General features: G+C 72.9%; 18 protein-coding genes. 8 read left to right on the forward strand and 10 right to left on the reverse strand.

Annotated elements, in window-relative coordinates:
* The first annotated feature begins 20 nt into the window (after positions 1-20).
* Complete coding sequence (locus OOJ91_RS10325; protein WP_266244392.1) at positions 21-770, forward strand: transcriptional regulator; 750 nt, start codon at positions 21-23, stop codon at positions 768-770.
* A gap of 9 nt (positions 771-779) precedes the next feature.
* On the opposite strand, the gene OOJ91_RS10330 is transcribed toward OOJ91_RS10325, so the two are convergent.
* A complete protein-coding gene (locus tag OOJ91_RS10330) occupies positions 780-1,007 on the reverse strand; it encodes a hypothetical protein (protein ID WP_266244393.1) in 228 nt (75 codons plus the stop codon).
* Positions 1,008-1,059: 52 nt separating this feature from the next.
* Between OOJ91_RS10330 and OOJ91_RS10335 the strand changes: the two genes are divergently transcribed.
* A complete protein-coding gene (locus tag OOJ91_RS10335) occupies positions 1,060-1,710 on the forward strand; it encodes an NAD-dependent epimerase/dehydratase family protein (RefSeq protein ID WP_266244394.1) in 651 nt (216 codons plus the stop codon).
* Here OOJ91_RS10335 and OOJ91_RS10340 read toward each other — a convergent pair whose 3' ends face one another.
* A complete protein-coding gene (locus OOJ91_RS10340; protein WP_266244395.1) occupies positions 1,711-2,889 on the reverse strand; it encodes a trans-sulfuration enzyme family protein in 1,179 nt (392 codons plus the stop codon).
* A gap of 83 nt (positions 2,890-2,972) precedes the next feature.
* Between OOJ91_RS10340 and OOJ91_RS10345 the strand changes: the two genes are divergently transcribed.
* Together OOJ91_RS10345 and OOJ91_RS10350 are read left to right on the forward strand one after the other, a co-directional pair.
* A complete protein-coding gene (locus OOJ91_RS10345; RefSeq protein WP_007462834.1) occupies positions 2,973-3,452 on the forward strand; it encodes an Lrp/AsnC family transcriptional regulator in 480 nt (159 codons plus the stop codon).
* Positions 3,453-3,467: 15 nt separating this feature from the next.
* Positions 3,468-4,511: an LLM class flavin-dependent oxidoreductase gene (locus OOJ91_RS10350; RefSeq protein WP_266244396.1), complete on the forward strand. Its 1,044-nt coding sequence runs from the start codon at positions 3,468-3,470 to the stop codon at positions 4,509-4,511.
* A 199-nt stretch (positions 4,512-4,710) separates the two neighbouring features.
* Here OOJ91_RS10350 and OOJ91_RS10355 read toward each other — a convergent pair whose 3' ends face one another.
* Positions 4,711-6,996: a cellulose binding domain-containing protein gene (locus tag OOJ91_RS10355; RefSeq protein ID WP_323178448.1), complete on the reverse strand. Its 2,286-nt coding sequence runs from the start codon at positions 6,994-6,996 to the stop codon at positions 4,711-4,713.
* Positions 6,997-7,234: 238 nt separating this feature from the next.
* Between OOJ91_RS10355 and OOJ91_RS10365 the strand changes: the two genes are divergently transcribed.
* Positions 7,235-8,674: a pyridoxal-dependent decarboxylase gene (locus tag OOJ91_RS10365; protein WP_266244397.1), complete on the forward strand. Its 1,440-nt coding sequence runs from the start codon at positions 7,235-7,237 to the stop codon at positions 8,672-8,674.
* A 192-nt stretch (positions 8,675-8,866) separates the two neighbouring features.
* Here the strand turns inward: OOJ91_RS10365 and OOJ91_RS10370 are convergent, their stop codons facing one another.
* Positions 8,867-9,865: a sulfite exporter TauE/SafE family protein gene (locus OOJ91_RS10370; RefSeq protein WP_266244398.1), complete on the reverse strand. Its 999-nt coding sequence runs from the start codon at positions 9,863-9,865 to the stop codon at positions 8,867-8,869.
* 182 nt (positions 9,866-10,047) lie between these two features.
* Positions 10,048-10,512, reverse strand: coding sequence for an RrF2 family transcriptional regulator (locus tag OOJ91_RS10375; protein WP_007462839.1), 465 nt, complete (start codon positions 10,510-10,512; stop codon positions 10,048-10,050).
* A 235-nt stretch (positions 10,513-10,747) separates the two neighbouring features.
* On the opposite strand from OOJ91_RS10375, the gene OOJ91_RS10380 reads away from it, so the two are divergent.
* Complete coding sequence (locus OOJ91_RS10380) at positions 10,748-11,410, forward strand: YceI family protein (protein ID WP_266244399.1); 663 nt, start codon at positions 10,748-10,750, stop codon at positions 11,408-11,410.
* A gap of 25 nt (positions 11,411-11,435) precedes the next feature.
* On the opposite strand, the gene OOJ91_RS10385 is transcribed toward OOJ91_RS10380, so the two are convergent.
* The 4 genes from OOJ91_RS10385 to OOJ91_RS10400 all read right to left on the reverse strand — a co-directional run bounded on the left by OOJ91_RS10385 (position 11,436) and on the right by OOJ91_RS10400 (position 15,844).
* Entirely contained in the window at positions 11,436-12,320 is an 885-nt protein-coding gene (locus tag OOJ91_RS10385; protein ID WP_266244400.1) for an acyl-CoA thioesterase, read from the reverse strand.
* A complete protein-coding gene (gene pyk, locus OOJ91_RS10390; protein ID WP_266244401.1) occupies positions 12,317-13,765 on the reverse strand; it encodes a pyruvate kinase in 1,449 nt (482 codons plus the stop codon). The genes OOJ91_RS10385 and pyk overlap by 4 nt, the downstream gene beginning before the upstream one ends.
* A gap of 199 nt (positions 13,766-13,964) precedes the next feature.
* Positions 13,965-15,347 carry an FAD-binding oxidoreductase gene (locus tag OOJ91_RS10395; RefSeq protein WP_266244402.1) on the reverse strand — a complete coding sequence of 461 codons (1,383 nt, stop codon included), beginning with the start codon at positions 15,345-15,347 and terminating at the stop codon, positions 13,965-13,967.
* A 131-nt stretch (positions 15,348-15,478) separates the two neighbouring features.
* Positions 15,479-15,844 (reverse strand): YciI family protein, encoded by a 366-nt coding sequence (locus OOJ91_RS10400; protein ID WP_266244403.1) that lies wholly within the window; start codon positions 15,842-15,844, stop codon positions 15,479-15,481.
* Between the two features lie 214 nt (positions 15,845-16,058).
* Here OOJ91_RS10400 and OOJ91_RS10405 point away from each other — a divergent pair, with 214 nt between their 5' ends.
* Positions 16,059-16,373, forward strand: coding sequence for a hypothetical protein (locus tag OOJ91_RS10405; RefSeq protein WP_266244404.1), 315 nt, complete (start codon positions 16,059-16,061; stop codon positions 16,371-16,373).
* Complete coding sequence (locus OOJ91_RS10410; RefSeq protein ID WP_266244405.1) at positions 16,370-16,834, forward strand: hypothetical protein; 465 nt, start codon at positions 16,370-16,372, stop codon at positions 16,832-16,834. Before OOJ91_RS10405 ends, OOJ91_RS10410 begins: the two co-directional genes overlap by 4 nt.
* A gap of 7 nt (positions 16,835-16,841) precedes the next feature.
* Here the strand turns inward: OOJ91_RS10410 and OOJ91_RS10415 are convergent, their stop codons facing one another.
* Positions 16,842-20,798, reverse strand: a complete 3,957-nt coding sequence (locus OOJ91_RS10415) for a CHAT domain-containing protein (RefSeq protein WP_266244406.1) — start codon at positions 20,796-20,798, stop codon at positions 16,842-16,844.
* Between the last annotated feature and the right edge of the window lie 124 nt (positions 20,799-20,922).

The following is a 20,922-nucleotide window of genomic DNA, read 5'->3' on the forward strand; positions in this document are numbered from 1 at the left end:
GGCTGTTCCAAACTAGGCCCGTGCATCCACTCGAACTGCGCATTCGTGCGCGGCAGCAGCACCGTGCTGGCAGCACGGTCGCCGAAGTTGCCCGACGCTTGAGTCTTCCTTACCCAACCGTTCGAGGCTGGTGCAAGGGGCAGGCCGAGCCGAGAGAGCACGGCACCGGGCTCCGGTGCTTCCGCTGCCGACCCGACGTCGACAATCAGACAGACCCGTCTGCGTACCCCTACCTCCTCGGCCTCTACCTGGGCGACGGGCATCTCGTCATGTCCGCCCGGGTCCCCGTCCTGCGCATCGCCTGCAGCGATACCTGGCCGGGCTTGATCGAGGCATGTGACGCGACGATGCGGACGGTGCTCGCCACAAAGGTGCAGCGCGTCCAGCAGACCGGGTGCGTGAGTGTGCAGAGCTACGGCAAGCACTGGCCATGCCTGCTCCCCCAGCATGGCCCCGGCAAGAAACACGAACGGCCGATCATCCTGGCCGACTGGCAGCGCGAGCTCGTTGCTGAGCACCCAGGCCACTTCCTGCGCGGGCTGTTCCACTCCGACGGCTGCCGCATCGCCAACCGGGTCACCACGCGCGGCAGGCACTACGTCTACCCGCGCTACCTGTTCGTCAACGAGTCGAGCGACATCATGGGGCTCTGCCAGTGGGGCCTCGACCTGCTCGGCATCGCCTGGCGGACGAACCGCCGCAACTCGCTGTCGGTGGCGCGGCGCGGCGCCGTCGCCGCACTGGACCGGCACGTCGGCCCGAAGTCCTGACGGTCGACGTTACGCGCGGGCCATCGTCGGCGCGCCGATGAAGTCCGTGATCGCCTTGTTGACCTCGTCGGCGTGGGTCCACGGGATGCCGTGCTTCCTCGCTGACCTGTTGGTCGTGCGCAGGAACGGTGCGAGTGGGGCGAGCAGGATTCCTCGGCTGACCCGGTCGGAGCCGTATCTGCTGATGTAGCGGGTGACTCCGCCGGTGCCCGGCTTTCCCGGACCGTTGGCGGTCATGCCGCCCGTGGGAGCCTGACGGGAACGACGTCGACGACAGGGGTGCAAGCTGATGCGGGTGGTCATTTTCGGTGCGACCGGGATGGTCGGCCAGGGCGTGCTGCGGGAGTGCCTGCTCGCCGAGGACGTGCGGGAGGTGGTCACCGTCGGCCGGCGGCCGACCGGTCGGCAGGATCCGAAGCTGCGCGAGCTGACGGTGCCCGACGTGGGTGACCTGGAGGCGGTACGCGCGGAGCTGACCGGAGTCGACGCCTGTTTCTACTGTCTGGGGGTCTCGTCGGTGGGTATGGACGAGGCGTCGTACACGCGGGTCAGCTACGACTATCCCCTCGCCGCGGCGCGGGTGCTGGCCGAGGTGAGTCCCCCTGTCACGTTCATCTACGTCTCGGGTGTGGGCACCGACTCGTCGGAGCGGGGTCGGGTGATGTGGGCGCGGGTCAAGGGTCGTGCCGAGAACGCGATCATCGATCTGCTGCCCAACGGGTACGCGGCGCGACCGGGGTTCATCCAGCCGACGTACGGGGCGGTGTCGAGGACGCGGTGGTACCGGGTGCTCTACGCGGCGACCGGTCCGTTGGTCCCGGTACTGCGCCGACTGTTCCCGAACCAGGTCACCACCACCGACGGGATCGGCCGGGCGATGCTGCGGGTGGCCCGGGAGGGCTCGCCGACCCGGGTGCTGGGTAACCGCGAGCTGCGCTGATCAGACGATCGTGTCGAGCGCCCGGGCGAGATCGGCGCGCAGGTCGTCGGGGTCCTCCAGGCCGACGGAGAGGCGCAGCAGCGCGCCGTCGGGTTTCGCGTCGCCCTCGACGGGCCGGTGGGTGAGCGAGGCGGGGTGCTGGATGAGGGTGTCCACGCCGCCGAGGGACACGGCGTGGGTGATCAGCCGGCAGGCGGCGGCGACTGTGGCGGCGGCGGGCGCGCCGCCGCGTACCTCGAAGGCGAGCAGGCTTCCGGGGCCGGCCATCTGCCGGCCGACAAGCGCCGCCGGGTCGTACACCGAGGGGTGGTGCACCCGGTGTACGGCCTGGTGGCCGGCGAGCCAGCCGGCGAGTTTCTCGGCGGTGGCCTGTTGGGCGCGGACCCGCAGCGGCAGGGTCTGCAGGCCGCGGTGCAGGAGGTAGCCGCCGAGGGGGTGCAGGATCGCGCCGGTGACGGCGCGGACCTGGCGCAGTCGGACGGCCCAGTCGGCGTCGCAGGCGACGACGCCGGCGAGGACGTCGCCGTGCCCGCCGATGCTCTTGGTGGCGCTGTGCAGGACGAGGGTGGCGCCGTGCCGGGCGGGCTGTTGGAGCACGGGGGTGGCGACTGTGTTGTCGACGAGCACTGGTACGTCGCCGGCGGCGGTGGCGAGGGCGGCGATGTCGACGAGGTCGAGGGTGGGGTTGGCGGGCGTCTCGATGACGATCAGCGCGGTGTCGGGGCGGATGGCGGCGGCGACCTGGTCGGGGTGGGCCCAGGTGACTGTGGTGCCGAGCAGTCCGGTGGCGAGGACGTGGTCGGTGCCGCCGTAGAGGGGTCGGACGGCGACGATGTGGCGCTTACCGTCGCGGGTGGCGGCGAGCAGGGTGGCGGTGAGGGCGGCCATGCCGCTGGCGAAGGCGACGGCCTGGGCGGTGCCCTCCAACTCGGCGAGGGCGGTTTCGAAGCGGGCGACTGTGGGGTTCCAGAGCCGCTGGTAGACGGCGCTGCCGTCGGCGGGGAGGGTGCCGCCGGTGGCGAGGTGTTCGTAGGCGTCGCCGCCGCCGTCGACCGAGGGCAGCGGGTTGGTGGTGGAGAGGTCGATCGGTGGCACGTGCACGCCGAGCGTGCGCAGGTCGTCGCGGCCGGCGTGTACGGCCCGGGTGTCCACCGTCGTCATGGCGGTAGCGTCGAACATCCGGTGCCGGTGAGGCAATGGCTCGGTGGATAATTCTGAACCGCATACTGGATTAGTCGAGACATTCGGTGAAGGATGGTCGGATGCCCCCTGAGCCGAACGAAGTACGGCCGTATCCGGCCCTGGACGAGGTGGACCGCGCGATCCTCGCCGAGTTGGCGGCGGACGGCCGGCTGCCGAACAACGCTCTCGCCGAGCGGGTGGGGGTGGCGCCGTCGACGTGTCTGACGCGGACGCGGGCGTTACGCGAGCGCGGGGCGATCCGGGGATTCCACGCGGAGGTGGACCCGGCCGCGCTGGGCCTGCCGTTGCAGGCGTTGGTGTCGGTGCGGTTGACCGCGCACGAGCGGGCGGCGGTGGACGCGTTCCGGGCCCGGTCGGTGCGCCTGCCCGGGGTGGTGTCGGTGTTCCACGTCGCCGGCGCGGAGGATTACGTGCTGCACGTGCGGGCGGCGTCGGGGGACGCGCTGCGGGACTTCGTGCTGGACCATCTCGCGGTCGACCCGGTGGTGCAGCACACACAGACCAGCCTGATCTTCGAACAGGCTCGCGGGATGGGCTGAGCGCAGGCCCGCGGAATGAACGGGCAGGCCGGGGAGTTGGCACTGCGTGTGATCACCGTACCGTTGTCTGTTCTTGATCTTGCCCCGGTCGCCAAGGGCACCACCGCCGGCGCGGCCTTGGAGGCCACCACCGAGCTGGCCCGGCGCACCGAGGAGTTGGGCTACCACCGGTTCTGGGTGGCCGAGCACCACAACATGCCGGCGATCGCCAGCTCCGCGCCGGCGGTGCTGCTGGCGCACCTGGCCGCGAACACGTCGACGATCCGTCTCGGCTCGGGCGGGGTGATGCTGCCCAACCACGCGCCGCTTGTGGTGGCCGAGCAGTTCGGCACCCTGGAGGCGCTGCACCCCGGTCGGATCGACCTGGGCATCGGGCGGGCCCCCGGCACCGACCAGGTGACGGCGCTGGCGTTGCGGCGCACCATGGAGGGCCTGTCGGCGGAGGGTTTCCCGCGTGAGCTGACGGACCTGATGAACTACTTCAGCGGGGAGAAGCCGGGGCAGATCATCGCCACCCCGGGTCGGGGTGAGCAGCCTGCCGTGTGGCTGTTGGGCTCCAGCGGTTTCAGCGCCCAGCTGGCCGGCCTGCTGGGTCTGCCGTTCTCCTTCGCGCACCACTTCAGCTCGGCGAACACGCTGCCGGCGTTGGCGCTGTACCGGCAGAACTTCCGGCCGTCGCAGTGGCTGGACAAGCCGTACGCGATGGTGGCCGTCAACGCGGTGTGCGCCGAGACCGACGAGCGGGCCGAGTGGCTGGCCGGGCCGAGCGCGCTGTCGTTTCTGAAGCTGCGCTCCGGTCGACCGGAGCCGCTGTCGACGCCCGACGAGGCGGCGGCGTACCCGTACACGGAGATCGAGCGGGAGTTCGTGCTGCAGCGGCGCGACGGTCAGGCGCTGGGCTCGCCGAAGACGGTGCGCCGGCAGCTGACCGAGTTGCAGGAGCGCACCGCCGCGGACGAGCTGATGCTCACCACCCTGGTCTACGACGTGAAGGACCGGGTGCGGTCGTACGAGTTGATCGCCGAGCAGGTCGCGGGGGGTCTGCGCCGGGACGCGTGAAACACGATCTTCACGTCAGCGTCACCCCCGCGACCCGGACGGTGCCTAATGTTGGTGCCGGTGGTGGTACGGCATTCCCGGTCGGGACGGGTCGGGAATGCCGCGGTGTGGAGCACCGGGCCGGAGCTGTGCGGATTCCGCGGCTGCGGCCCGGTGCCTGCCACCTTAGGCGAACCCGATCAGGACCGCCAGAGTTAGATCAGCGTAGGTAGATGTTCGGGGTGGGTGGGCTGCTCATTCCGTCGCCGATGAAGAACCCCGGATGTGGCGGCTGGTTGTAGGCGGTGTTCTGCCACGCGATCGCCACGCGGTACTGCGGGTCGTGCATCAGGGTGTAGATCCGGGTGCTGGTCGGGGTGGGCGTGCTGTAGATGCGCAGGGCCCGGCTGTCGGTGGTCCGCCAGATCACCTCCTCGCGCCAGTCGCCGAGGATGTCGCCGGAGAGCGCCGGGGTGGCCTTGGTGCCGTTGTTGGAGGCCACCTGGTCGCCGGTGAGCAGCCGGGTCTCGCCGCCGGTGCCGTACTTGTCGATCTTCGTGCCGTCCAGCAGCTCGCGGACCGGGTCACCGTCCCACCAGGCGAGGAAGTTCGTCGACGACGGCTTACGCCCCACGTTCTGTCCGCGCGTGTTGGCCAGGCCGGAGACCGCCGCCGACCACGACTCCGCGCCGGGGCTGCCCGCCCAGATGTCCGCGGAGACACCCCGGCCGTTGTCGCCGGAAGCCGGCGTGGACCACAGGATCTGACCGGTACGGGCGTCAGCGAACCACGAGCTGGGCTTGCTGCCGTCCTCGTCGACCTTGAACACCTCCAGGCCGGCGCGGCCCGGGTCGAGATCCCCGACGTGCATGGCGTCGCCGTGCCCGTTGCCCGTCGAGTAGAGCAACCGACCGTTGTCGTCGATGGTGGCGGCGCCGTACACGATCTCCTGGCGGCCGTCGGCGTCGACGTCGGCCACGGACAGCTGGTGGTTGCCCTGGCCGGCGGCGGCGCCGTTGCCTGACGAGTTCGAGTCGAACGTCCAGCGCTTGGTGAGCGTGCCGTTGCGGAAGTCCCAGGCCGCGATCACCGCGCGGGTGTAGTAGCCCCGAGCCATGATCAGCGACGGGCGCTGCCCGTCCAGGTAGGCGGTGCCGGCGAGGAACCTGTCGACCCGGTTGCCGTACGAGTCACCCCAGGACGACACGGTGCCGCGCGGTGGGTCGTAATTGACTGTGGAGAGGATCGCGCCGGTCTGACCGTTGAACATGGTCAGGTACTCCGGACCGGAGAGCACGTAGCCGCTGGAGTTGCGGTAGTCCGCCGACGACGAACCGATGAGCTGGCCGGTGCCGGAGCGGGTGCCGTCGGCGGTCTTCATGGCCACCTCGGCACGGCCGTCGCCGTCGTAGTCGTACACCTGGAACTGGGTGTAGTGGGCGCCGGCGCGGATGTTGCGGCCCAGGTCGATCCGCCACAGCCGGGAGCCGGTCAGGGTGTACGCGTCGACGTAGACGTTGCCGGTGTAGCCGGACTGGGAGTTGTCCTTGGCGTTCGACGGATCCCACTTGAGCACGATCTCGTAGGTGCCGTCGCCGTTGAGGTCGCCGACGGAGGCGTCGTTGGCGCTGTAGGTGTAGCTCTCCCCGGTGGGGGTGGTGCCGCCCGCCGGCACCTGCAACGGCACGTCCAGGTAACCGTTTGCGAACTGCAGGGCGGAAGCGGACGCCTCCTGCTCGGCGCCGCCCACCACGGCCCGCACGGTGTACGTCGACCCGGCCGCCGCCCCGCTGTCGAGGTAGGAGGTGGCGCCGGTGATCGGGTTGGCGTTGACCCTTGTCGAGCCCCGGTAGAGGTTGAACGCCACGCCTGAGGTCTCCGTGCCGAGCAGCCGCCAGGACACCAGGTTGCCGCTGCCGGAGCGGACGCTGATCAGACCTCGGTCGAGGTCCTCCATCTGTTTCGCCCCGGCCGGGGGCGTGGTGGGCGGTGGCGTCGTCGGCGGCGCAGTGGTCGGGGGTGGCGTGGTGGGCGGCGCCGTCGTGGGTGGTGGGGTGGTCGGTGGTGGGGTGGTCGGGCCGTCGGTGGCCGGGGCCCCGGTGCAGGTCACGCCGTTGAGCGCGAAGCTGGTCGGTGCCGGGTTGCTGCTCGTCCACGAGGCGTTGAACCCGAACGAGGCAGTGCCGTTGGTGGCGAGGACGCCGTTGTAGTCGACGTTGCGCGCGCTCACCTGGGCGCCGGACTGGGTGACTGTGGCGTTCCACGCCTGGGCGACCTGCTGACCGGCGGAGTACGACCAGGTGAGGGCCCATCCGTTGACCTCCTCGCCGAGGTTGGTGATGGTGACGTTGGCGCCGAAGCCGCCCTGCCACGAGTTGGTGACCTGATAGTCGACGCGACAGCCGACTGCGGCGGCCGAGGCGACGACCGTGCCGACGGCGCCGGCCACGACGGCGGCGGCCGTCGACGCGGCCAGCAGGATCAGCCGTTGTCTGGACGGGTGCATGAACTGCCTCCGGAGGATCCGGTGATGACCGCTGTGGTCCACCTGCCCTGCCCGGGAAGCACGGTGAACGGCCCGCCGCGGTGGCGACGAACGGCGATCTGGTCGGGATGAACGCCCTGGAACTCACGGATCCGGCTCAGCCGCATCGTAGGGCAAGCGCTTTCCGCTGCGCAATATCGACGACTGTCACGACCGGCGGCTCTTGCCCCGCGGTGTGATGCCTGATCAACTCGTACGGATGAGCGCCCCGCACATGGACCCGGACGAGTTCCGCCGCGCCGGCCACGCCGCCGTCGACTGGATCGCCGACTACTGGACGACGCTGCACCAGCGGCCGGTCGCCCCGGCCGACCCGCCCGGGACGGTGGCGACGGCCCTGCCGAGCGGGCCACCCACCACCGGCGGCGAGCCGGTCGAGGCGCTCCTCGCCGACCTGGACGCGATCGTCCTACCGGGACTGACCCACTGGCAGCACCCCGGATTCTTCGGCTACTTCCCCGCGAACACCTCCGGCCCCAGCCTGCTCGGTGACCTGGTCAGTTCCGGCCTCGGCGTGCAGGGCATGCTGTGGGCCACCAGCCCGGCCTGCACGGAGCTGGAGACGGTCATGATGGACTGGCTGGCCCAGCTCCTCGACCTTCCGCAGCGCTTCCGGTCGACAGGCGCCGGTGGTGGCGTCATCCAGGACTCGGCGTCCTCGGCGACGCTTGTGGCCACCCTGGCCGCGCTGCACCGCGTCAGCGCGGGCCGCTGGCGCGTCACAGGCGTCGACAGGCGTTACCGCGCGTACGCCTCCGTGCACGGGCACTCCTCGATCGAGAAGGCCGTACGGATCGCCGGGCTGGGCGCCGACGGGATCCGGTCGATCGACGTGGACCCGGACACCCAGGCGCTGCGCCCGGACGCGCTGCGGGCCGCGATCGAGGCAGACCTGGCCGCCGGGAAGGTGCCCGCCATCGTGGTCGCCACCATCGGCACCACCTCCACCACCGCCGTCGATCCGCTGCCCGCGATCGGGGCGATCTGTGCCGAGTACGGGATCTGGCTGCACGTGGACGCCGCGTACGCGGGCGCCGCCGCCGTCTGCCCCGAGCTGCGCTGGTCGCACGCCGGCCTGGAGTACGCGGACTCCTACTGTTTCGACCCGCACAAGTGGCTGCTCACCGGCTTCGACTGCGACGCGTTCTGGGTGGCCGACCGCGGTGAGCTGATCGAGGCGCTGACCGTGCTGCCGGAGTTCCTGCGCAACGCCGCCTCCGAGTCCGGGGCGGTGATCGACTACCGGGACTGGCAGGTGCCGCTGGGTCGCCGCTTCCGGGCTCTGAAGCTGTGGTTCGTGCTGCGCTGGTACGGCGCCGAGGGGCTGCGGGCGCACATCCGCTCCGGGGTCGCGCTGGCCGCCCGGTTCGCCGACCGGGTCCGCGCCGACGACCGGTTCGAGCTGGCCGCGGCGCACCCGTTCTCGCTGGTCTGCTTCCGGCTGCGCGCCGACGACGACACCAACGCCGAACTGCTGGCCCGGGTGAACGGCACCGGGCGGGTGTTCTTGACGCACACCCGGGTGGGCGGCCGGTACGTGCTGCGACTTGCGGTGGGCTCACCGCAGAGCACCGAGACGCACGTCGACGAGGCGTGGACGCTGCTCGCCGAGACCGCGGACAAACTGCTGACCCGCTGACCTCGCGGTCGCCGCTCTTCAGCCCGGGTCACCGGTTGCGCGGCATGGGTGGCGGCCACCATCAGGCTGGTGGGGCCGGCGGTCAGAGCAGCGCGCCGGCCCACGGGCCCGAGGACTCGGTTGAGCGGTATACCTGTGAGTCATAGTTATGACTCACAGGTATAGCGCTCGCCAGGGACAGGGTGCCCAGGGTCAGCGGGCCGCCGGCGTGGCGGCAGCGGTGAGTCCGACGCGCGCGTCGTCGTCGCTGGGCAACGGCCCGGTTGCGGTGGGCGCGGTAGCGGTGGCGGTGGCGGCGCTCGCCGCCGTGGCGGTCGCGACGGCGGTGCGGGCTCGACGGGTACGGCGCAGGGCCCGCACGGCGAACACAAGCGCGGCCAGCCAGCCGGCGGCCAGCAGGGCGTAGAGCGCGGGACGGACCGGGCCGCCCAGCTCGGCGGAGCGGATCAGGGTGCGGGCGTTCGTCAGCACGATCACGCCGCCGACGGCCGCGCCGAGCAGTTGGGCCGGGACGATGCGTACCAGCCAGGCGGCCAGCGGAGCGGCGATGAGCCCGCCGATCAGCAGGGCGAGGACTGTGGGCAGCAGGAACCCTTCGGTGCCCAGCCCGATCAGGAAGCCGACGCTTGCGGCTCCGGCCACCACGAACTCGGCGGTGTCGACCGAGCCGATCACCTTGCGCGGCTCCAGGCGACCGGAGACCAGCAGCGCTGGGGTGGCCACCGGGCCCCAACCTCCACCGCCGGTGGCGTCGACGAAGCCGGCGACCAGGCCGAGCGGGCCGAGGAAGCGACCGCGCAGCCGGCCGCCGATCCGGTCGGTGCGCAGCGGTCGGGAGAAGCGGACCAGCAGGTACGCGCCGAGCGTGAAGAGGATGCCGGCCATCCACGGCGCGGCCGACTCGGTGGAGATCGAGCTGAGCAGGGTGGCGCCGGCGAACGCGCCGACCGCGCCGGGCAGCGCGATGCGGGACACCACCCGCCAGTCGACGTTGCCGAACCGCCAGTGCGCCACGCCCGCGGCGAAGGTGGTGCCGATCTCGGCCAGGTGCACCGAGGCCGAGGCGGCGGCCGGCGCGACCCCGACGACGAGCAGCAGCGTGGACGAGGTCAGCCCGTACGCCATCCCGAGCGAGCCGTCGACCAGCTGCGCGGCGAGCCCGACCAGAGCGAGAACCAGCAGCTTGCGCACGAGCGCCCCCTGACTTTTCGGTATCTCCTATCGACTTGGTCGACAATGCGCCACGGCAGTGCCCGGGTCAAGTGTCTGATCGGTGGATGGGACGCCGACGGGTCGACGCCACGAACGGGGCGGTCAGCGCGCGGGGGGTCAGCGCGGGCGGTCTGCGCGCGGCGGTCGTCCCCGAAGGCGGGTCAGATCCAGGCGCGCGGGTCGGCCGCCAGCTCGGTGACCCGGGCCGGCAACGTGCCGGCGGCCACGTCGGCGACGCTTACCAGTTCGAGGATCTCCCGCTCGCTGGCGCGCAGCGCGATCCAGACCTCCTGGAGGGCACGAGCCGGGCCGTGGTAGCCGAGCTGTTCGGGGCGCTGCCCCCGAACGTGCGCGAGCGGCCCGTCGATCACCCGGATCACCTCGGCGAGGGAGATCTCCTCGGCCGGGCGGGCCAACCAGTAGCCGCCCTCCGGACCGCGTTGGGCGTGCACGATGCCACCCCTACGCAGTTGCAGGAGGATGCTCTCCAGGAACTTCGGCGGGATCTCCTGCGCACGCGCGATCTGGTCGGCGGTGACGGGCCGTCCCCGCCCGGGGCCACTGGCCGTAGCGGCGAGCTCGGCGGCCGCGCGGAGGGCATAGTCGACCCGGGCGGAGAGACGCATGCCGGCAAGGTTAGCCCGCGGGTCATCCGGGCGGGTCGGCGACCCTCGGCCGATCGGTCACGCATCGACGAATAGCCAATAGCGTCGGACGCCGTGATCCACTACCCGGTGGGGCCCGGAAAGCCGATTTCCCGCGTCCTTATGCTGGGCGGGCAGTATGACTGCCGGACCGGATACGGGGGCTCGGGCAGGACATTGATAAACACCCGGTTCGGCCCGGGGGGAAGGCAACACGATGACCGATGTCGCCACACGCACCTGGGATGGCATGACCATCCCGATCGCCGGCACCTATCGCCTCGATCAGGCGCACAAGCGGATCGGTTTCCTGTCCCGCCACATGATGGTGAGCCCCGTACGCGGCGAGTTCGCCGAGGCGACCGCGGAGATCTTCGTGGCGGAGGATCCGCTGCGTTCCGGGGTGACCGCCACCATCGCGGCGGCGAGCATCTCCACCGGGAGCGTCGACCGGGACACCCACCTGAAAAGCGCCGACTTCCTCGATGTGGAGCGTTATCCCACGCTCGAATATCGAAGCACGGGCATCAACTGGCAGAGCAACGAGGACCCGATTTTCCAATGGGCCCGGCTGCGAAACCACCGACTCGGCGGACGAGGCAGAAGTCACAATCCCCCGCCGCAGTCCGAGCCCGGTCGATTCGTGCTCACCGGTGAGTTGACGGTAAAGGGGATCACCCGCGGGGTGGACCTTCAGGTGAATTTCGGTGGTGCCCGTCGTGATCCGTACGGTCAGAACATCTTCGGATTCAGCGCGACCGCCGAGATCAACCGGGAGGACTACGGCCTGCTCTGGAATGTCGCGCTGGAGAGCGGCGGCGTTCTGGTCGGGAAGACCGTGCAGATCGAAATCGCCGGCGAGGCCATCCACGAGGCGTGACCCCCCGACGGCCCGTGCCGGCCGTTCAGGCGCCGACGCGGCGCAGCAGACCCTCCTGCACGGCGCTGGCGATCTGCCGGCCGTCGGTGGTGAACATCCGGCCGGTGGCCAGCCCTCGCGCGCCGGACGCCGACGGGCTCCAGCAGTCGTAGAGGAACCACTCGTCGGCGCGGAACGGCCTGTGGAACCACAGGGCGTGGTCCAGGCTCGCGCCGACCACACCGCCCGGCCCCCACACCTCGCCGTGCACGGAGAGCACCGAGTCGAGCAGGGTGAGGTCCGAGGCGTACGTGAGCGCGCACGCGTGCAGCAGCGGGTCGTCGGGCAGCTTGCCGTCGATGCGCATCCAGACCCGCTGGTGCGGGTCGGCCGGCCGGTCGCCGGGGCGGACCCAGCCGGGCTCCCCCACGTAACGCACGTCGATCGGGCGGGGGATCTGCCCCCAGATGCCCAGGCGCTCGGGGTAACGGGAGAGCCGGTCGGACATCGTCGGCACGTCCTGCGGGGCGGGCACGTCAAGCGGCGCGGGGGCCTGGTGGTCCAGCCCCTCCTCGGCCCGCTGGAACGACGCCGACATGAAGAAGATCGGCTTGTCGTGCTGGAGGGCGACAGCCCGGCGCACCGAGAAGGACCGGCCGTCGCGGATGTTCTCCACCTGGTACTCGATCGGCTCGACCGGGTCGCCGGGGCGGACGAAGTAGCCGTGCAGCGAGTGCACGAACCGCTCCGGGTCCACCGTGCGGCCGGCGGCGACCAGGGCCTGACCGGCAACCTGGCCGCCGTACACCCGTTGTGGGCCGACCGGCGGGCTCATCCCCCGGAAGGTCATGTCCCCGGTCGGGTCGAGGTCCAGCACTTCCAGCAGCTCATCGACCGCTGCCTGGCCGACCGCGACCCGACCGTCGCTCACTGCAGCGCCCGCGCCGACGCCGCGTCGACAAGCGACCCGAGCTGGTGTACGCGCAGCGTGTTGGTCGAGCCGGGGGTGCCGGGCGGGCTGCCCGCCACGATCACCACGTAGTCGCCGGGGTTGGCCCGGTCGAGGCCGAGCAGCGCCTGGTCGACCTGGCGGAACATGTCGTCGGTGTGCTGCACGAACGGCATGAGGAAGGTCTCCACGCCCCAGGTCAGGGCGAGCTGGTCACGCACCTCGGGGACCGGCGTGAACGCCAGCAGCGGCAGGTCGCAGTGCAGGCGGGAGAGCCGCCGGACGGTGTCGCCGGTCTGCGAGAAGGCGACGAGCGCCTTGGCGTTGATGGCCCGGGCGATCGACGAGGCGGCCACGGTCAGCGCGCCACCGTGGGTACGCGGGTCGTGCTGCAGCCGGGGCACGCCGATCGAGCCGGCCTCGGTCGTCGTGACGATCTTGGCCATGGTGCTGACGGTCAGCACCGGGTACTTGCCGACGCTTGTCTCGCCGGAGAGCATCACCGCGTCGGCGCCGTCGAGCACCGCGTTTGCCACGTCGGAGGCCTCCGCCCGGGTGGGGCGCGAGTTCTCGATCATGGAGTCGAGCATCTGGGTGGCCACGATGACAGGCTTGGCGTTCTCCCGGCAGAGCTGCACGGCCCGCTTCTGCACGAGCGGGACCTCGTCCAGCGGCATCTCCACGCCGAGGTCGCCGCGGGCGACCATGACGCCGTCGAAGGCCAGCACGATGGCCTCCAGGTGCTCCACGGCCTCCGGCTTCTCGACCTTGGCCAGCACCGGGCGGTACACGCCCTCCTCGGCCATGATGTTGTGGACGAGCTTGATGTCCTCGGCCGAGCGCACGAAGGACAGCGCGACCAGGTCGACGCCGAGCCCCAGCGAGAAGCGCAGGTCCTCGGCGTCCTTGTCCGACATGGCGGGCACGCTGACCGCCACGTTGGGCAGCGACACGCCCTTGTTGTTGGAGACCGGGCCGCCCTCGGTGACCAGGCAGCGGATGTCGTTGCCGGTGACGTCGGTGACCTCCACGGCGACCCGGCCGTCGTCGATCAGCAGGCGGTCACCGGGCTTCACCTCGTGCGGCAGCTTGCGGTAGGTGCAGGAGACCCGCTCCTTGGTGCCGAGGATGTCGTCGCCGGTGATCACGACGGAGTCGCCGGTGCGCCACTCGTGCGGGCCGTCGGCGAACCGGCCGAGCCGGATCTTGGGGCCCTGCAGGTCGGCGAGGATGGCGACCGGCTTGCCGGCGGCCTCGGACGCCTCCCGGACCAGTCGGTAGACCGCCTCGTGGTCGGCGTGGCTGCCGTGGCTGAAGTTGAGCCTCGCCACGTTCATGCCGGCCTCGACGAGGCCCCGGATGCGCTCCGGGGACGAGGTGGCGGGACCAAGAGTGCAGACGATCTTCACGCGGCGTGTCACGCCCATCAGGCTAGTCTCTCCTTCAGGTCGGACTCGGGGCCGACCCCTTGCAGGCAGCGGAACAGGTGTCCAACAACGCGCGGCGCGCGTCGGACCGGCGGGCGGAACCGCACCGGGAACGTTGTGGCGACGGGCAACGGCGACCGCGCGCCGGGAATCGTACGCCTGTCGCGGCGGGCGGTGTCGGGGCGCTCCCGGCCCCGGCTCACTCCGGGTGCCCCGACGGGGGCAGCGTGGGCACGGCGGTGAGCAGGTCACGAGGGTCGTAGTGCCGCTTGGCCCGACGCAGACGCGCCCAGTTCGCGCCGTACGCCAGCCGGACCCGTTCGGTCTCGGTCGGGGCGAGCAGGTTCGGATAGCCCCCGGGCAGGGCGAACGGGGCGAGCGCCGCCGAGGTGCGATCGGCCCACTCCCGGTGCGGCCCGGCCTCCCCGCCCGGCGGCCAGACCGCGATGATCTCGGTCAGCAGGTGCGCGGCGCGCAGACCGAACGCCGTGTCGCCGAGCCGGACCCTGGTGGCCGCGCCGTGGAAGTGGTGCAGGGCCAGCGCGGAGAACGGCGAGGTGACCTGCCGGGCGGCCTCGACGAGCGCGTCCACCGCGCCGCCGACGAGCGAGGGCAGCCAGCGGGTACGCAGCAGGTAGTGGTTTCCGTCGACCATTCCGCCGTCGAACATCCGCAACGCGTCCGCGTACGGCAGCGGGTCGACCTGGTCGACGAGCGGGGTGCCCAGCGCGCGCAGCCGGTCCAGCCACGGCCGGCCGGCGTCCAGGTCCGGGCCGCTGTAGAAGGGGCACACGAAGACCACCGGTTCGCCGGCCGGGCCGGGCAGGAAGCCGGCCATCACTGTCACCTCGTCCGGGGCGTCGGCGAGCAGCGCCGCGTAGCCGCGCAGCACCGCCGGCGCCTCGGCCAGCGCGAACATGATCATGCCGGCGAGCACGGCGGGCAGCCGGTGCGCCCGGTACCGCAGCTCGGTGACCACGCCGACGTTCCCGCCGCCGCCGCGCAGCGCCCAGTACAACTCGGCGTCGTGGCGCGGGTCGGCGGTGACCCGACGGCCGTCGGCGAGGACGACCTCCGCCCCGAGCAGGTTGTCCAGGGCCAGGCCGAACCGCCCGCAGAGCGGACCGTACCCACCGGCCAGGGTCAGCCCGGCCATGCCCACGCCCCGGACCACACCCGTGGGGACCACCAGGTCGTACGGGGCCGCCGCGGCGAGCAGGTCGGCGGCGCTGGCACCGCCGGCCACCGTCACCGTGCCCCGGTCCGCGTCGACCCGGACCGTGCGCAGACCTGTCAGGTCGAGCACCAGGCCACCGTCGCGCAGTGCCCGGCCGGCCCAGTCGTGCCCGCCGGAGCGGACCGACACCGGCAGGTGGCACCGGGCGGCGACGCGGACCGCCGCGGCCACCTCTTCGGCGTCCAGGCAGTGGGCGACCAGGGCGGGCGTACGGTCGACGGCGGCGTTCCACAGGCGGGTGGCGGTGTCGAACCCGGGCTCGCCCGGCTCGTGGAGGCGGTCACCGAGCAGGGCACGCAGCCGCGCGGCGGCGGACGCGACGTCGGGGGTGGCGGCGGAGCTCATGGCGTCTCCTCGACCGGGCCCGGCCGATGACGCCGGGTGCGCCCCGACAGCGGTGCTCGGTGCGCGCGACCGTAGCACCGGCGGACGCCTGATCGCCGTCACCATCACGACACCCGTCGCCTGACCGACCGTCAGCTCTCGGCTTTGACCAGCGGAAACTCCAGCGAGCCGGCCGGGCAGAGGAAGGTCAGCACGTCCACCCGGTAGAGGCCTGCCTGCACCGCCGGGTCGGCCTCCAGCACGCTGCGCACGTCCTCGACACTGCCCGTGCGGGCCAGCCCGAAGCCGATCGGCGGCTCCGGCGTACGGGCCGGGCCATCCACCGAGCCGGCGACCAGGATGATCCCGCTGCGCTGCAACGCCTGCATGTGCTCGGTGTGCTCGGCCTGCAACCGTTGCACGGTCTCCGGGGGCAGCGCCCGTGCGGCCGCGCCGGGATAGATCACGATGCACTCGTACGTGTCGAGCGCGAAGTCGACCTGCGGCGTTCCCGCCATGGTGCTCCCTCCGCCGTCGCGCCGGCAGGCACCGGCCGGCCGCCCGAGCCGGCGTCACCGGCACGCGCCCAGCGTCGCATGCCGACGAGTGCGGTACCTGTCGCTCCGCGCAACTGGCCCCGGTCGGTCGACAACTCCGCCGGCAGGTCGGTCGGCCCCGGTGCCGGCACCGACTACGGTGGACGGTCCGGGCACGGGTGGTGGGGAGGTCGGGATGCGCGACGACGAGCCGGGGTCGAGCCCGCTGCCGTACGCCGAGGTGACCGACGAGGCGTACGCCACGCAGGCCGCGGCGGGCTTCCAGCCGCAGGAGTTCGAGTTCGCGGTGGTGCTCAGTGGGCGGTGCCCCAGGTGTGACCACCCGAGCACCACGACGCTCGTCGACGAGGTGTACCGCAAGGACGCCGCGACCCCCGATACCGGTTACCGGACGCTGCTGTGCGAGTGCGACGCCGAGCACCCGGGGCGCCCCGCCGGGCTGCGCGGCTGTGGGGCGTACTGGACGCTGTGGTTGGAGGTCGAGGCGTGATCCGGCTTCGTCCGGGGCCGCCCGCGAGCGTCGCCGACCTGCACCGCGCACAGCAACTGGCGGGCCTGCTGCGCGGCGAGTTGGAGCGCGTCCGCGCGGCGGCGGTGGCCTGGCGTAACGGGCTGGGTGGCCTGCTGGTGGCGCTCGTCGGGTTCAGCCTGATCCGGGGCCGCGCCGACGTGACCACTCTCGCGGCGGGCTGGGGCGCGCTGGTCGGGGTTCTGCTGCTCGCCGCGCTGGCCGCGGGCGTGGCCGGGGCGCTCGCGCTGCTCCGCGCCGCGCACGGCCGGTTGAGTGTGACACCTGTGGCTGCCCTCCCGCCGGCCCCGCTCGGCGACCACGTGGAGGCCGTGGCGGCGGTCCGGTCCCTGCGGACCGGGGTGGGGCTGGTCCTGCTCTGCACCGCGCTGCTGGTCGCCGCGGTGGCTGTCACCTGGTACGCCCCCGCGCAACACCTGTGACGTGTCGTCAGGGGCCGAGGTGGGCGTAGCCGGCCCAGACGTCGGGTAGGCCGGGCAGGGCGGCGCGGAGCCGGCGGACCGCCTGGTGCAGGGCCGCCGCCGCCCGGTCGGGTGCGATCCCGCCGGGCACCGCCAGACCGTCGTACACGTCGGCGCAGAGCCGCACTGTCAATGTGTCCGAGATGGACCAGAGCGCGCCGATGACCTGCCGAAACCCGGCGAGTTGGAACGCGGTGCCGAGGGTGAGCGCCTCGTCGGGCAGGGCGGCGCCGCCGCGTACCGTCTCGCAGGCGGAGAGGACTGCCAGCGCGGCCGGGTTGCCGGCGGGTCGCCACAGGTCCCGGACGTGCAGCGCGCCACCGGCCAGCGCGAGACGCCCCCACGCCGGGGCGCGCAGGTCCTGTGTGCCGTGACAGGACAGGTGGACGACCGGTTGGTCGGGTAGCGCCGCCAGCACCGCCGCCGGAGTGGCCGCCGGGCCGAGCAGCGAACGGACCCGGGGCAGGTGTCGACGGACGATCTCCTCCTCCCGCCCGACGCCTGGCAGGTCGGCCAGGCCCGGGGTCTGCGGCATGCCGACCAGGAGCGCGGAGTCGACCGGTTCGGCTCGGACCGGTACACCGCGCCGTGCGTGCGCCAGCGCCCGCAACGAGGCCGTGTACGACGGCGTCACCCGGTCCAGGACCCCGTCGCCGCCGTCGAGCGGGCCGGCGGCGTGCAACGGCAGCAGGGTGAGCAGCCCGGTGGGACACCACCACAGACGTGGCCAGTCCGGGCCGGACGACGCCGCTGTGGGCCCGGCCGCGTCGAGCACCGGCGCCGCGACCGTCCGCCACAGCCAGTCCAGGGTGTCGGCGGCCTCGGCCCGCGCCGCCGCCCGGCGGCGCTGCGTCTCCGGCGCGGAGGCGTTCGGCGCCGCCGGGCCGGTGAGCACCGCGATCGCGGTGAGGAAACCCGCCGTCCGGGTGACCAGCTCGGCCAGCGTCAGCTCGGGCAGGGGCACCAGGTCGACCCGGCCGTCGGCGACGACGAGCGCGTCGCAGCGCCGGGCGGCCACGTTGACGAGCACCACGGGGCCACCGGCGGCGGCGGTGGCCAGCGCGGCGAACGGCGGCGGGCGGAGGAAGTCGGCGAACCCGGGCTGGTCGCGGATCTCCGTCAACAGGTCACGCCTGCGTACGGCGAGGTCGTACCGCCGCTCCGGCGCGGACCCGGCCCCGCCGACAGGTGACAGCGCGCCGGCCGAGGGGACGGCGAAGTCGTCGAGCGCGGCCTGCACCTCGGCGAGTCGGGCGGCCAGCCGGGGCGCCCGCGCGCGGAGCGCGGCCAGGTCGGCGCCCGCGTCGTGAGCCCGGGTCAACAGGACGCCCCGGCCGTACTCCAGCAGCTCGACCGCGCGCTCCGGCTGGCGCAGGGCGACGGCGACCGCCGCCGCGTCGCTGGCCAGCCCGGAGAACAGCCCCAGCAGCCGGGCCTGGTCGTCGTGGTCCATGCCGTGCCACGCCACCAGGTCGATCAGCTCGATCGCGGAGGCGTACCCGCCGAGCGCCGCCGTCAGATCACCGGCCGCGGCGGCGCGTGTCGCGTACCGCGCGGCTGTCCTGGCGCGCAGCAACGACGGCGCGGCCTCCACCTGGGCGGCGGCGCGCAGCGCCTCGGTCGCCTCGGCCGACGCCGCGGACCCGTCGCCCGCGGCGTCGGCGACCGCTTCGAGTGCGGTGGCGAGGTTGTTCAGGCACATGGTGCGGGCGGGATGCTCGGCGGCCAGCGCGTCGACGGCCCCCCGGTACGCGGCCAGCATGGCGTCGGCGTCGGCCTCGGCGTGTCCCGCCTCGAAGCGCACCAGCAGCGCGTTGCCGAGGTTCGTGCGAATCCGGTGCCGGTCCATGTCGGCCGACGGCCGATCGTTCAAGCGTTCCAACAGCCGGATCGCCTCGTCGAGTGCCGCCGGGTCGTCGCGCAGTTCGTGCCGCAGCAGGTGAGCCAGGGCGAGGGTGGCGACCGCCTGGGCGTACTCGGACGGGTCGGCTTCCCGCTCGGCCAGCTCGGCGGCCTCGCGCAGCGCGGCGACCGCGGCCTCGGAGTCGGCGGCGATGTCGGCCGCGACCTGTTCGGCGGGCTGGCCGCCGACGGGCAACTGATCGGCCAGGAAGAGCTCGACCCGGCGGTTCAGGGCCGAGCCGTAGTTGATCAGCGCCGGCATCCGGTCCGGGTGCCCGGGTGGTGTGGTGTCGCTGACCTGCGCCAGCACCTGCACGGCCTCGGTGAGGGTCGCCAGGTCCTGGGTCGAGGCGAACAGCGCCTGCAGCACCAGGCCGAGGTTCGAGCGGTACCGGGGCAGGAGCGTGGCGTCCGGCGCGGCGGCGGCCACCGCGGCCCGCAGCGCCACCGCCGCCGGTTCCAGCAGTGCCGGTTCGCCGGCCAGGTCGGAGAGTTCCCGCAGGGTGTTGCCGAGGTTGTTGAGCACCTGGTGGCGCAGCGGGTCGGTACCGGGCAACAGCCGTTCGGCCTCGGTCAGCGCGTCCCGACCGGCGCGCAGCGCGCGCACGCCGCCCAGGTCGGCATGGCCGGCACCGAGCGCGTGGCCGAGCTCGGCGAGCCTGCGCGCCCGCCGCTCGGTGTTCCGGGCGGCGGCCACGCCGTCGCGCAGCAGCCGTACCGCCTCGGTGACGTCGTCGGGTCGTCGCCGCCGCTCGTAACGGGTCACCAGCAGGACGGCCAGAGCCTGTCGCAGCTCGTCGAGGTCAATCCCGCCGGGCGTCGGTCCGGCGCCGAGCGCCGCCCGGTAGGCGTCGACCGCCGCGTCGAGGTCGACCGGGTCGGCGTCGGCCTGGTGCCGTTCGGCGAGCAGGGTGGCGAGCCCGGCCTGGGCGCTTCCGGCCAGTTCCGGGTCGAGCCCGCCGAACCCGGCAAGCGCCGACCGGTACGCCTCGATCGCGGCATCCCGGTCGGCAGGTGTCCGATCGCGCAGGAACCGTTCGGCGAGCGCGGTGCCGTGCAGCGCGGCGACGCGTGGGTCGCCGCTGCCCTGGGCTGCGGCGAAGACGTCGACCGCCTCGTCGAGGTCGCCCGGCCGGCCGTGCAGCCGCCACCTGTCGCGCAGCCGCTGACCGAGGTTCATCCGCGCCATCGTGCGCACGGGCGTGCCCGCGGCGGCAGCCCGGGCGGCGTCGCGCAGCGCCGTGATCGACTCGTCGAGCGCGGCCGGGTCGTGGTCGACCTCGTACGTGTCGCCCAGGACGTTGCCGAGGTTGAACAGCCGCACCGGACGTTCCGGGTCGCCGACCGCTGTGGACTCCAGGCTCTCCCGGTGCGCCGCGACGGCCGCCGGGAGGGCCCTGCGCCGGCCGAGGTGCTGGAACTGGTCACGGTGGACCTTGCCGAGGGCGGACAGGTAGTGCAGCCGCTCTGGTGCCCCCGGCGGCGTACCGTCGAGGGCCTGGCGCAGCAGCGGTTCGGCCCGGTCGGCCGCCCGGTAGTCGCGGCTGGTCTCGGCGGCGGCCATCAGCAGGACCGCCTCGACGTAGTGGGCGCCGGCGGCGTCGGCGCCCGGGCCGGCCGACCGCAGGCCGGACCGAGCCGGCGGCGCGTCGGCGGGTGGGACGCCGGCGCCTGGCGGTCGGTGCGCGTGCAGCAGCGCCCGCATCGCCGGCGGGACCCGCTCCGGTGCGAAGCGCAGCAGGAACTCGGTGAGCCCGAGCGCCTGGCCGAGGTCGTCGGCGTCCTCGCCCGAGGGCAGCAGGTGGTAGCGGTACCAGTGCAGGGTGGCCAGGAGGAACACGCCCTCGGCGACCCGCTCGGGCAGCGGCTTGTCCGTGGGCGTGGCGGTCACCAGCTCGATGACCGCCTCGCCGTCGCGGATCGCGCCGGAGTCGAGGACCGCACGGTGGTCGCCGGTGGCGTCGAAGCGGTCCAGCCGCTCCCGCAGCCGACCGACCGGGTCGGGTCTGAACCGTCGCCACATCGCGCCTCCCCCGGCCGGCCGCACCGACTCGGATCAGGCGTAGCAGACCGGACAGGACGGACGCTAGAGCCTGTGTCAAAGTCCTCGGTCGAGCCGGTGGCGGCATGACGGGCTGTTTCCGGGG

The sequence above is a fragment of the Micromonospora lupini genome, assembly GCF_026342015.1.
In the GTDB taxonomy this organism is placed as follows: Bacteria; Actinomycetota; Actinomycetes; order Mycobacteriales; family Micromonosporaceae; genus Micromonospora; species Micromonospora lupini_B.